This window comes from Sorangiineae bacterium MSr12523, assembly GCA_037157775.1.
GTDB classification, from domain to species: domain Bacteria; phylum Myxococcota_A; class Polyangia; order Polyangiales; family Polyangiaceae; genus Pendulispora; species Pendulispora brunnea.
Genome location: CP089982.1, coordinates 6687402 through 6700949 on the forward strand (window position 1 = coordinate 6687402; position 13548 = coordinate 6700949).

The 13548-nt window shown below is 68.8% G+C and carries 2 protein-coding genes (1 of these 2 cut by a window edge); both read right to left on the reverse strand.

The window, feature by feature from the left end; genetic code table 11:
* Nucleotides 1-9537, reverse strand: coding sequence for an SDR family NAD(P)-dependent oxidoreductase (locus tag LZC95_25740; GenBank protein WXB00205.1), 9537 nt, complete (start codon nt 9535-9537; stop codon nt 1-3).
* On the reverse strand, nt 9534-13548 hold the 3' portion of the coding sequence (locus tag LZC95_25745; GenBank protein WXB00206.1) for a type I polyketide synthase. The gene runs 1406 nt beyond the window's last position; 4015 of the gene's 5421 nt are visible here — the last part of the coding sequence; the start codon falls outside the window, past its right edge — the gene reads right to left on this strand; its stop codon occupies nt 9534-9536. The genes LZC95_25740 and LZC95_25745 overlap by 4 nt, the downstream gene beginning before the upstream one ends.

Here is a 13548-nt window from a genome sequence, read left to right on the forward strand (position 1 = left end):
CTAAAGCCAAGGGCGCAGGAGGCGCTGGACGGCGACTCGCTCTCCGGCGACGACCGCCACTTGCGGTTCGTCGATGGAGAGTGCGCGCAGGAACGCGGCGACGCCGTCGTTCGTTGGGAGAGGGACGAGGCCGCGCTTTCGGAGCTCGGCCTCGATGTACTCGGGAACGCCCATCCCGCCGGCCCCTCCCCACAAGGGCCAATTGATCGAGAGGGTTCGCCCGCGACGCAAACCTCGCCGCCGAAGCCCTTCGCGATGCACGGCGAATCCGTCGAGGAATCCGTTCGCGGCCGCGTAGTCCGATTGCCCTTGGTTCCCCACGATCGCGGCGAGCCCGGAGCACAGGACGAATGCATCGAGCGGGTCGTCGCGGAGCGCGTGATCCAAATGAATCGCGCCCTGGACCTTGGGCGAGAGTACGGCCTCCAGATCTTCTCGCGTCTTTTTGACGAAGAAGCCATCGCGAAGGACACCGGCTGCGTGGACGGCACCGTGGATCGGGCCGAGGTCCTTGCGGATCGCAGCGATCACGCGTTCGGCGTCGTGCCGCGCGCCGATATCGGCCGCGTAATAATGCGCCCGCGCGGAGGCCGAGCGGATGCCGTCGACGATCCGAGCGCGGTCTTCGTCCAGCGGAGAGCGGCCGATGAGCGCCACGTCGACCCCGTGTTGGCGCACGAGCATCTCGGCCAGAAGGAGACCGATTTTGCCCGCGCCGCCGGTCACTACGAAGGGACCAGTCGGTTCGAACGCGGTCGTTCGGGGTTCGCGCGGAATCAACTTGCGAACGCGCCGTGTCCCTCCTTCGTGTTGAACCATGTCACTCCCCGCCGGGAGTCCGAGCTCCGTCGCGCAGGCGCGTCCGGCATGGCTCGGATCGGCGACCGCGATGACTTTGCTCGCGTATGTCGAATTCTCCGTCCTCAGGGTGCGCAGAAATGCGAGCACGGCATCGTTCGCGGGCGCCGCTTCCTGGGCCGACGAGGTCACGTAGAGCAACGGCATTCCTCTGCGGCGCTCGGACATGTGCGCTTTGAAGAGGGCGAAGAGCGAACGAAGCGTCGCCGGCACGCCGTGATCGCTCGGGGCTGCCGAGGAAGCATCGGGCCGGCGTGCGAGATCCCAGAGGTAGAGCGCACGCATCGAAGAAGGGCGCGCCTCGTCGAATTCCGTGAAAAGCCGGGAGAGATCCTCCTGGCTGTCGGGCCTCACCGCGTACACCGCCGAAGGGCGGACGCAGCGAAAGTCGGTCCCCGCCCGAACCTGAATGAGCCGGCACAACGGAAGAAGCCCGCGAAGCTCGCTGAACTGCGCGTCGTCGTTCGTGAAGACGAGGATGTCGCCCTTGACGGAAGCCGCCATGACCGGCTTCTCGGCGACCCATGCCGGAGAGAAGAACAGCACGTCGTGTGCGCTCTCCGTCTGGGCAGCTTCCACGGCCGCAGCGCCGTTGCCATTCGCGTGACCGTTGCCGCCGCGAAGCTTGCGGAAGGTCAGACCGGTGACGGCCGCGATGGGATCTCCGTTTTCAGCGAGGAGCTGGACATCGAACGATGGCGAACCGTGGGCTTTACCCTGTCGCGTGGCATGCACGTACGCGGCGCGGCGAAGGCGTCCGAAGATCCGCACGGAGCGAATCGCGGATGGGACGAAATTGAATCCTTCCGCCGCGGACGGCGCGTGCATCGGTCGAAGCCCGACGATGGTCTGCAACGCACCGTCGACGAGGTTCGGTTGAAGATGGTAGTCGCCCGGGGCTCTCTCCTCCGCGGGGAGCTCCACGCGCCCCACGACCTCGTTCCCATTGCTGACGAGCCATGCGACGGACCGAAACGCGTCATCGTAGTGGTATCCCGACTTCGCAAAGAGCCCGTATACGTCGCCGCGTTCGAGGCGCTCGGAGCATTCGCTGACGACGCGTCGAAGGTCGACGGCGGAGGGCCGATCGGCGCTGCCGCCCTCGAGCGAGGCTTGAAAGTGAACCACGCGCCGATTCGGTTCGCCGCTCGTGATTTCGCATTCGACGCCCGCGGCGGTGGGTCGCAATTGGACGTCCAAGGCGAGTCCTTCGAGGGGGACGACCGCCGGGGCAAACCAGGCGACGTTGGCGATCCGGTCGCAAGCGTGCCCCGCCTCCGCCGCCGACCGGAGTGCGAGATCGATGTAGCTTGCACCGGGGTAGATGGTCTGCGTCCCGATCACGTGGCCGCGAACCGAGGGATGGTCGGCGCTCACATGCACCGGTGTTCGCGTGACGACTCCGGCGGGGCGCGCCATTTCGGGGGTGGCCTGACGCCGGCGCTGGAACGCGTACGTCGGCAGCTCGACGGGGCGCGCGCCCGAGCTCGCGAAGAAGGCACGCCAATCCAGCGCGTGACCGCGAACGTGGACCACACACGCGGCGCTGACGAGCCTTCGTGACTCGTCCCCGCTCTTTTGAAGACTCGACACGAACGCCGGAGCACTCCCCGCGCGGGTCACGCATTGCGAGGCCATGGCGGACGTCGCACCATCGGGACCGCATTCCAAGTAGGTCGTGACCCCTTCGTTCTCGAGTGTGCGCACGCCGTCGCTCCATCGAACGGCTTCGCGCATTTGACGGACCCAGTACTCCGGAGAGGTCAACGCACTGGCTTCCGCGCGCTCGCCCGTGAGGCTGCTCACGATGGGAATCCTCGGCGCGTGAAACGTGAGCTGCGTGGCGACCGCGCGGAACGCCTCGATCATCGGTTCCATGCGCGCCGAGTGAAACGCGTGGCTCACGGAGAGCCGTCGTTCGCGGCGCCCTAGCCCCTTGGCGTGCGAAGCGATCGCGTCGACGGCATCCTCGTCGCCGCTGACCACGATCTGTCGCGGGGCATTGATGGCGGCCAGCGATACCCGTCCGTCGTACGGCTCGAGCCACGCACGCACCTCTTCCTCGGATGCCTCGATGGAGGCCATCGCACCGCCACGCGGGAGCGCTTGCATCAACCGCCCGCGCGCCGCGATGAGTGCGCACGCGTCGGGCAAGTCGAGCACGCCGGCGACGTGCGCGGCGACGATCTCGCCGAGGCTATGACCGAGCAACACGTCGGGCGCGAGGCCCCACGCTTCCCATTGCCGAAAGAGGGCGACCTCCAGTGCAAACAGCGCCGGTTGCGCCCACCCGGTCTCGTGAACCATGCTCGCACGAGGCGAATCGTCGGCGTCGAAAAGGACGTCCTGCAGCCGCATTTCGAGATGCGGCTCGAGGTGCGTGCACACCTCGTCCAGCGCACGGCGGAACACGGGCCACGCCTCGGAGAGGCCGCGCCCCATGCCCGGCCGCTGGGCCCCTTGTCCTGCAAAGAGCACGGCGAGCTTGCCGGCGCGATGTTGCGCGGGCGTGAGCCAAGCACCGTTCTTGGCGAGCCCTCCCTCGGAAAACGACTGCAACGCATCGCATACCTCGTCGGACGAAGCGTCCGCGGAGACCGGCAGTGAGAAGCGCGCGGCCATGTGGCTGCGCGTGGTGGCGAGGCTCGCCGCCGTATCCACCAGCCGATGCCCAGGGTTTGCGCGAATGTGCGCCGCAAGGCGCTGCACCTGCCTCCGCAACGCAGCGGCATCGCGCCCCGAAACGAGGATCGGCAGAAACGGAGGCGCGGCCAAAGCCGAGGGAGAAGGCTGAATGGCTTCCGGCGGCTCCTCGAGAATTAGGTGGGCGTTGGTCCCGCTGATACCAAACGAGGAGACCGCCGCACGCCGCCGGCGGTGGGCGCGAGGCCAAGGCACGGGCTGGGTGAGCAGCCGCACGTGCCCCTGGGCCCAATCGATGTGCGGCGACGGGGTCTCCGCACCGAGCGTCTTGGGAAGCTCATCGTGCTGCATCGCCAGCACCATTTTCATGATGCTCGCCACGCCGGCCGCGGCTTGCGTGTGCCCCACGTTCGACTTGATCGCGCCGAGCCACATCGGCTGCGCCTCGGTGTGCCCCTGCCCATAGGTCGCGAGCAACGCGTTGGCCTCGATGGGATCGCCCAATCGCGTACCGGTGCCGTGCGCGTCGATGGCATCGACGTCGGCGACGGTCAGGTCCGACGCGGCGAGCGCTTGCCGGATCACCGACTCCTGACTCGGGCCGTTGGGCGCGGTGAGCCCCTGACTGCGACCATCTTGATTGACCGCCGAACCTCGGATCAGCGCCAGCACCCGGTTACCGTCACGCTGGGCGTCCGAAAGCCGCTTGAGCGCGAGCATGCCGCAGCCTTCGCCCCATCCAACGCCGTCGGCTTGCTCACCGAAGGCCTTGCATCGGCCATCGGGCGCGAGGATGTCGAGTCTTTCGAACTCGGCGAAAATCTCGGGCCTCCCCATGATGGTCGCGCCGCCGGCCAGCGCGAGATCGCATTCGCCGGTGCGCAGGGCGGTGCTTGCGAGGTGCACGGCCACCGCCGACGAGCTGCACGCCGTATCGATCGTCAACGCCGCCCCTTGCAGACCGAGTGCATAGGAGATGCGCCCCGACGCCGTGCTCAAGGCGCTGCCCGTCAAGGCGTAGCCTTCGGTCGATACCGCCGTTGCATCGCCCCCCGCCTCGATCCGGGCCATGCCGCCGACCAGGCCGACGAACACGCCGGTCGCCGTTCCTTCCAGTATCTCGGGGACGATGCCCGCGCGCTCGAGCGCCTCCCACGCGCACTCGAGAAGAACCCCTTGCTGCGGGTCGAGAAACCGCGCTTCACGCGGGGTAATTCGGAAGAATTCGGCATCGAAGTCGTCCGCATCGTGGAGAAACCCGCCCTGACCGCGGGACGTCGCATCGCGGGTCAGGAAGCGTTCGAGCGCCCAGCCGCGCTCACGCGGGGCAGGTCCCACCGCAGCGCGCCCCTCCGAGAGAAGAGTCCACAAGGCCTGCGGGCTGTCGATGCCGTCTGCGTATCGACACGCCATGCCGATGATGGCGATCGGCTCGGCCAAGCGTGCATGGCCGAGTTGCGCGGCTTCGCGCGAAGCGCCCATCTCCGATGCGGCGTTAGGATCGAGTGCACCCGCGCGCGCGAGCAGGAGGCGGCTGATGGCATGCGGCGTCGGGTGATCGAACACGAGGGTGGCCGGCAGCTTCGTGTCGCTGCGCGCGGCCAAGCGGTTGCGCAGCTCGACGCTCATGAGCGAATCGATGCCCAGCTCTTTGAGGGGCCGCTCCGGCGGCACCGCCGCTGCACCGGGGAGGCGAAGAACGACGGCCACCTCGCTGCGCACGATGTCCAGAACCGCCGCGGCCCACTCACTCTCGGGCATCCGCGAAAGCCGTGCGCGCAGCGACGAAGCGTTTTCCGGTAGGCGATGCCCTGCGCCCGCACCGCGCACGGGCAGATCGCGAACGAGGCCGCGCAAGAGCGAGGAAACGTGCGCGCCGTCGCGCACGGCTCGGGCGAACGCGGCGAAATCGAGCGCCGTCGGGACGAGCACGGCGTCGGCCCGCTCGAGCGATGCGTCGAACAGGCCCAACGCTTCGCGGGAGGACATCGGCACGATACCGGATCGCTTCAAGCGCCCGACGCTCGTCGCCGGCAGCTGCGCGGGGAGGCCCAGTCCGAATTTTTCCCAGAAGCCCCACGCGAGGCTCTTCGCCGGCACGCCGCGCGCTTGCAGGTACCCTGCGAACGCGTCGAGAAAGACATTGGCCGCCCCGTAGTTCCCCAGCCCAAGGCCGCCCAAGGTCCCCGCGGCCGATGAAAACGACACGAAGGCCGAAAGCGCGGCGCCTTTGGTTGCCTCGTACAGGTTCCATGCGCCATCCACCTTCGGACGCAGCACCTTGTGCAGTTGCTCCGGCGTCAGCCGGCCGACCACGGCGTCGTCGACCAGGCCGGCCAGGTGAAACACCGCCGTCAGCGGGGGCTCCATTCCATCCGTGCCGATGGCCGAGACCACTTGGTCGACGGCACGTGGATCGCTCACGTCGCACGCGACGAGCTGCACCGTCCGAGCGCCCGCCTCGCGCAGGGATTCGGCCAGCGCCCCCGCCTCCGGCGCGTCGGGTCCGCGCCGCGAAGTCAACACCAGATGACGCACGCCGTACGCGGTCACCAGATGACGGGCAACCTCGGCTCCGAGTTCGCCCGTCCCTCCGGAGATGAGCACGGTCCCGCGCACATCGAGACGCAAACCCGCCGAGCCATCGCTTGCCGCGGGAGGTGCCGGGACGAGACGCGGTGTCAGTGCCACGCCTCCGCGGAGGGCCAATTCGGGTTCCGCGTCCGCCTCGAGCGCACGTCGTAGGAGCTCGTTCGAAAGCGCTGCGTCGAGGTCGATGGCGCGAACATCGCGGTCCGGATGCTCATTGCGCACCGTGCGCAAGAGCCCCCAAAGCGCGGCATGCTCGAGATCCGCAGCGGCCGTAGTGCCCGCCGACACAGCCTCCTGCGTGAGGATCACGAGCTCGGTGTCCACGAGCCGCGGAGCCGACAGCCATTGCTGCAGAAGGACCAAGAGCTCTCCCGTCGCTCGGTGCACGCGGGTCGGCAGATCGCCCCCGCTCTGCGCGCGCAGGTCGACCGTCAGACGGCGCGGCCCCGCGGCGTGCGGCTGCAGCTGCGGCTCGGCGAGAAGCTCGTCGAGCGTGCCCGTGCAACGCGCTCCCAACGCGGCCGCGAGATCGCGATCGCTCCCGAGCAGGACGTGCTCGCCCACGGGCTCGGACGTCGGCGCGTCCGTCAATGGGACGGGGCGCCACGCGATCGCATAGAGATGCTCGGTTGCGGCGAACTCGGGCTCCGCGTGCGCCTTCGTGGGCAGCCAATATCGTTCACGCTGAAACGCGTACGTCGGGAGGTCGATGCGGCGAGGCCGGAATGGCGCGAAAAAGGCGCTCCAGTCGAAGGGGAAGCCGCGAACCCAAAGCTCGGCGAGCCCGAGAAAAAGCCGCCCGAGGCCCCCTTCGTGGCGGCGAAGCGAACCAACCACGATGGGCTCGACCTGCAACGCGTCGAGCGTCTCGTGCAGCGGCACGGTGAGCACCGGGTGGGGCGCCATCTCGATGAAGAAACGGTGACCGTCCGCGAGCAGCCCCTCGGTGGCCTCTTGAAAGCGGACGGCCTGACGCAGATTCCTGTACCAGTAGCCAGCATCGAACTCCGCGCCATCGAGCTTGGTGCCGGTCACGGTGGAGTACATCGCGAACGTTCCCGGACGTGGCGTCACCCCACCGAGCTGGTGCCGCAGCGCCTCTTCGAGCGCATCGATCTGCGAGGAGTGCGAAGCGTAGTCGCCCCGTGCTTTCACGGCGAACACCTGCGCAGCCGCGAGCTCGCCCAGCAAGGCATCGACGGCGTCGGGCTCGCCCGAGATCACGCTGCCGCGCGGGCTGTTGATGGCGGCGATGGAAATGCGATCGCCGAACGGCTCGATGTATTTCTGCAGCGAGGCAACTCCGAGCTCCACGGCCGCCATGGCCCCGCGGCCCGCGAGCCCGACGAGGGCACGGCTGCGCAGCGCAACGATCTTCGCCGCATCTTCCAGCGAGAGCGCACCCGCCACGAAGGCCGCCGCAAGCTCCCCTTGGCTATGACCTACGACGGCGTCCGGCTCCACGCCGAGCGATCGCCAGACGGCGGCCAGCGCGACCATCATGGCGAAGAGCGCCGGCTGCAACACGTCCACGCGATCCAGCGAAGCGTTGCCCTCGCCCTGCGCACGAAGCACCGAGAGCAGCGACCAATCGACGTGGGGCGCGAACGCGCGCTCGCACGCCTCGATCTGCTCGCGAAAGACGGGCGACGCCTCGAGCAGCGGGAGCGCCATTCCCATCCATTGCGAACCTTGCCCCGGGAAGACGAAGGCAAGCTTTTCGCCCGCCAGTCGCGGCTCGGCGTGCGCGTGGCTCGACACCGCGCTGCTCTTTCCGAGCACGGTGTTCGAGCTCGGTCGCCCTTGGGCGAGCGCGTCGAGGGCGGCCATCAATTCGAGACGGTCACCGGCAACGATCGCCGCGCGATGCTCGAACTGGGAGCGGGTGGTGGCCAGGGAATACGCCACGTCGACGACCGCGATGTCGGGATGCGCGTCGAGATGTTCCCGCAGCCGCCCGGCCTGGCCGCGAAGCGCCGCCTCCGTCTTGGCCGACACGAGCACGGGGAAAGCCGGCGGCAGCGATCGCGAAGACTCCAGCTCGGCGGGTGCGTCCAGAGGTGGCTCTTCCAGGATGACGTGCGCATTCGTACCGCTGATGCCGAACGACGACACCGCCGCACGCCGCGGGCGATCCGTGCGCGGCCACGGCACGGCCTCGTTCAAAAGCGCAACGTGCCCGCGCGACCAATCGACGTGCGGTGTACGCGGCTCGCCGTACAGCGTCTTCGGGAGCTCGGCGTGCCGAAGCGCCAGCACGAGCTTCATCACACCGGCCACACCCGCCGCAGACTGCGCGTGCCCGAAGTTCGACTTGATCGACCCGAGCCACAACGGCCGCTCCGCGGTATGCGCCGAACCGTACGTCGCAAGCAGCGCCTGCGCCTCGATCGGATCACCCAGCGGTGTGCCCGTCCCGTGCCCTTCGACGGCGTCGATGTCGGCGGCCGAGAGCCCCGCCCTGGCCAGCGCACTTCGGATCACCGCCTCCTGGCTCGGACCGTTGGGTGCCGTCAGCCCCTGACTGCGGCCATCCTGATTGACCGCCGAGCCGCGGAGCACCGCCAGCACGGGATCCCCATCGCGCTTGGCGTCGGAGAGTCGCTTGAGCACCAGCACGCCGCAGCCTTCGGCCCAGCCCACGCCATCCGCACCGGCGCCAAACGAGCGGCATCGCCCGTCCACCGAGAGGGCACGCTGGCGGCTGAATTCGATGAACGGTGCCGGTGACGCCACCACCGCGACACCACCGGCGAGCGCAAGCTCGCATTCGCCTGCGCGAAGGGACGCGCACGCCAAGTGGAGCGATACCAGCGACGAGGAGCACGCCGTGTCCACGGTGATCGCGGGTCCGCGCAATCCGAAGGTGTAGGAAATACGCCCCGAGGCCGTGCTCGCGGCACTGCCGATTCCGATGTAGCCATCGAGCGCCTCGGGCTCGTTGAGCAACCGCAGCCCGTACTCCGTGTACATCAAGCCGACGAAGACCCCGGTGATGGTCGCATCGAGCGTATGAGGCAAGATGCCGGCGCGCTCGAACGCCTCCCAGGTGCACTCGAGCAGAAGCCGCTGCTGCGGATCGATCCGCTCGGCCTCGCGCGGGCTGATCTCGAAGAAACCGGGATCGAAGAGGTCGGCGTCGTAGAGGAAGCCGCCGTGCTTCGTGAACGACTTGCCCGCCGCATCGGGATCCGGATCGTAGAGCCGCTCGAGATCCCAACCGCGCCCTTGCGGGAAGGGTCCCACGCCGCTTCTCCCTTCCGCCAGCAGCTTCCAAAGCGACTCGGGTGTACTCACATCGCCCGGGTATCGGCACGCCATGGAGACGATGGCGATTGGCTCGTTCGGCTTGCCGCGAAGATCTGCGAGCTCGCGATTGAGCCGGTGAATCTCGACGACGGTTTTCTCCAAGGCGCGGCGAAACGGGCGCTCGTCTTCTTTCATTGTGGTTCTCCAGTCGATTCGAAGGCGAGCTTCAGCAGTGCGTCGTCGTCGATGTGCTGCACCGAAATGGGGTCGATGGTGGCGACGGCCTTGGAGGCGCGCGGAGTTTCGACCGCGCGAACCTTTGTGGCGGGGATGTCCAGCAGGGCCTCCAGATGCGCCGCAATGGCTCTGGGCGTCGGGTAGTCGAATGCGAGCGTCGCCGGCAGCGTGCTCCCGATGCGTGCGCCGAGGCGATTTCGCAATTCGACGGACATGAGGGAGTCGAGGCCCCAGTCCTTGAGCGGCTTGTCGAGAAGGATCCCCGCGGGGGAAGGAAGCTGCAACGCCAGCGCAACCTCCGTGCGCACGATTTCGATCAACGCTGTCCTGCGCTCCGCCGCGGATAGCGCCACGAGCCGCGCGCGCAACACCGACGCCTCGCTGGGCACGTGCCGCGCCTTGGTCGCCGCGCGCTGCATCGCCGCGAGATCGAGCTTCGCGGGGATCAACGTCGCCTCCGTGCGATCGAGCGCCCGGTCCAGCAGCCGCAGGCCGTGCGATACCGGCATGGGCAGCATCCCTTCGCGTTTCATGCGCGCCAGATCGGCTGCGGCCAGGTGCGCCGTCATTCCCAAGCCGCCCTGCTCCCACAACCCCCAGGCGAGGCTCTTGGCGGGTACACCGCGAGCCCGCAGAAAGCTCGCGAAGGCGTCGAGGAACACGTTCGCGGCGGCGTAGTTCCCCTGCCCCGCGCTCCCCAGCGTTCCCGCCGCGGACGAGAAGAGCACGAAGGCCGAGAGCGATGCGCCTTTCGTCGCCTCGTGCAGATGCCAGGCGCCGTCCACCTTCGGTTGCAGCACGCGCTCGAGTCGTTCGGGCGTGAGATGCGTCAAGACGCCGTCGTCCAGCAAGCCGGCCAGGTGAAACACCGCCGTCAGCGGTCGCTCGGCTTCGAGCGCCGCGACCAAGTTCGCCACGGCCGCCGCGTCGCCCATATCGCAGGCAACGTTCTGGACGGATTCCGCGCCCGCCAGGCGCAACGCCTCCGCCAGCCCACCCGCGTCCGGCGCATCGCCCCCGCGGCGCGAGGTCAGCACCACGTGGCGCGCGCCATAGGCGGTCACCGCGTGATGGGCCACTTCGCGCCCGAGCTCGCCGGTGCCTCCCGTGATCAACACCGTCCCGTTCGGATCGAGGCCCGCCCAGCGTACGGGCGCGATGCCTTCGACGCCGTCGGCCAGCGCGCGCACCCGAGGCGCGTGCGCGCGATGCGCTCGCAGGGCCAGCTCGGGTTCGGCGTGCGCCGCGATGGCTCGACGCAAGAGCGACGCTTGCGACTCCAGGTCTTCGATGCCCGCGTCCACCACGCGGATCGTCCGGCCCGGGTGCTCCATGCGCGCGCTGCGCAGAAGGCCCCACACCGTCGACGCCGCAAGCCCGTCGACCCGATCGTCCGGCGCCGCGGCCACCGCGCCACGGGTCACGACGACGAACTCCGTGGTCTGCATGCGAGGCTCGGCGAGCCAGCTCTGAAGCGACGCGACGACTTCGCCGGCCAAGCGATGCGCTGTGCTTACGACCGCGCCGTCGTCCTGTGCCGTGAGATCGAGCACGAGCCTTCGCGGTGTCGGTGCGTTCCCCGTGCCCAACACGATGGCCAGCTGCCCATTGCCCGCGAGCACGACGTGCTCGTCCGGGAGCCATTCGGTTTCGGCCAGCGCCACCTCGTTCCACGCAAGTTGGTACAGCGGCTCCGTCCGGGTGCCGGCCTTCGCCCAGCGAGGGTCGATCGGCGCCCCGCGCACGGCTCCCGTGGTCGCGACGACCCGTCCCGAGGGATCGGCGAGCAACATCGACGCGACCATCGGAGCGCCCTCGCCGGCCTCGTCCAATTCGATGCGCGCCCACAGATCGGTCGCCCCCGCTCGGTGAAGGGCCAGATCCGTCCAAGCAAATGGGAGAACGAGCTCGTCGCCGGAGGTCGTTTCCTGGCTCGCGGCGCGGGTCAGGGCCTGCACGGCGGCGTCGAACAGCGCGGGATGCAAACCGAAACGCGACGCCGTGGCGACGACCGTGTCCGGCAACGTGACCCGCGCATACAGCGTGCGCCCCGCACGCCACGACCCGCGCACACCACGAAATGCCGGACCGTACGCGTAACCTCGAAGCGCGAGCCGTTCGTACTCCCCCTCGATCGGCAGCGACTGCGCATCGGCGGGAGGCCACGCCGTGAGGTCCACGTCGGCCAAGGGCATGGGCGCCGCCGGAGCGAGGATCCCCATTGCGTGTTGCGACCACGCCGGGCCATCGCGTTCATCGGGGCGGCTATGGATCGCGAAGGAGCGCCTGCCGCTCGCGTCGGGCGGCTCGACGGTGACCTGAAGGAGCACTGCTCCGCGTTCCGGCAGCGCCAACGGCGTGGTCAGCGCCAACTCCGCAACGGTGCTTCCTGTCACCGCGCCGGCGACCGCCCACGCAAGATCGACGAACGCGGTGCCCGCAAGCAGTGCGGCACCGGCCACGACGTGGTCCAGCACCCACGGATGCTCCGCGGTCGACAGCCGGCCGCTGAGCACGTACGCATCGCGATCGGCCAGACGCAGCGCTGCCGTCAACCATGGGTGGCCGACGTCGAGCATGCCGGCGCTCTGCAGCGCGGCGCTTCCTGGTGGGGTGTCGAGCCAGTAGCGTTGTCGCTGAAAGGCGTAGGTCGGCAAGTCGACGTTTCTCCCGCCGATGCCTGCAAAGACATTCCCCCAGTCGAGCGCGTGCCCGCGGACGTGGAGCGTTCCCACGGCCCGAACCAGTGATTCGACTTCGTCGCGATCCTTGCGCAGACTCGGAATGAAGCTGGCCCCCTCCACGCCGTCCTGCGCGGCGCATTCAGCTGCCAAGGCAACGAGCACCGGGTCGGGCCCACACTCGACAAAGGTTCGAACGCCGGCGGCGACCAGCGCGCGAACGCCATCGGCGAATCGCACAGGCTCGCGCACCTGCCGGATCCAGTACTCCGCCGTGGCCATCTCCTCGTGGCGAGTCAGCGCGCCCGTTACGTTGCTCGCCACCGGGATGCGCGGCGCGCGGTACGTGAGGCTTCGAGCGACCTGTTCGAACGATGCCAGCATGGGCTCCATGCGCGCCGAGTGGAACGCGTGGCCCACCTGCAGGCGCTTCGCACGGCGGCCCAACGCCTTCGCCTGCGCGCACACCGCGTCGACCGATGCTTCGTCCCCGCTGATCACGATCTGCGCGGGCCCGTTCACCGCGGCCAACGAGACCCGCCCATCCTCGGCTTGCAAGAGCGGCAATGTCTCTTCTTCGGTCGCCTCCAGGGCCGCCATGGCGCCCCCACTCGGCAGCCGTTGCATCAACCGCCCGCGCGCGGCCACCAAGGCGCATGCGTCGGAGAGGTCCAGAATCCCCGCGACGTGTGCCGCCACGATTTCGCCGACGCTGTGTCCGAGCAGGGCATGTCCGCGCACGCCCCACGCCTCCCATTGCCGATAGAGCGCAACCTCCAGCGCAAAAAGAGCCGGCTGCGCCCACTCCGTTCGTTCCAGAAGTTGCGCTTCACGGGTGGGCGGCTCGGCGAAGAGGACCTCTTTCAGAGGGCGCTCCAGATGCGGATCCATGTGCGTGCACACGGCGTCCAAGGCCGCGCGAAACGTCTCGTGGCTCGCGTAGAGCCGGCGCCCCATCCCCGTGCGCTGGCTTCCTTGGCCGGTGAACAGGATGGCCACGCGACCTGCCGCAGCTTCCACGCGCCCCATCCGCGCGCCGGCCGGCGCAGCGCCTCCGGATGCGAATTCCGCGAACGCGACGGTCAGCCCCTCGGTCGTCGTTTCCGCGTGCACCGAAATCGCGAGCCGCTGGGCGAAGTGGGACCTGCGCAGGGCGAGGCTCGCCGCCAGCTCGATGGGGCACAGCTCGGGGTGCGAGCGAAGGTGCTCGGCCAAGCGTCCGGCCTGCGCGCGCAAGGCTGTCTCGTCGTGGCCCGAGAGCAGCAGTGGAAGGAGAGCGACGTCCGCC

Bases quoted from the DNA above. Each gene is read 5' to 3' on its own strand.
- LZC95_25740 (WXB00205.1), bottom strand. From the start codon at position 9,537: ATGAAAGAAGACGAGCGCCCGTTTCGCCGCGCCTTGGAGAAAACCGTC.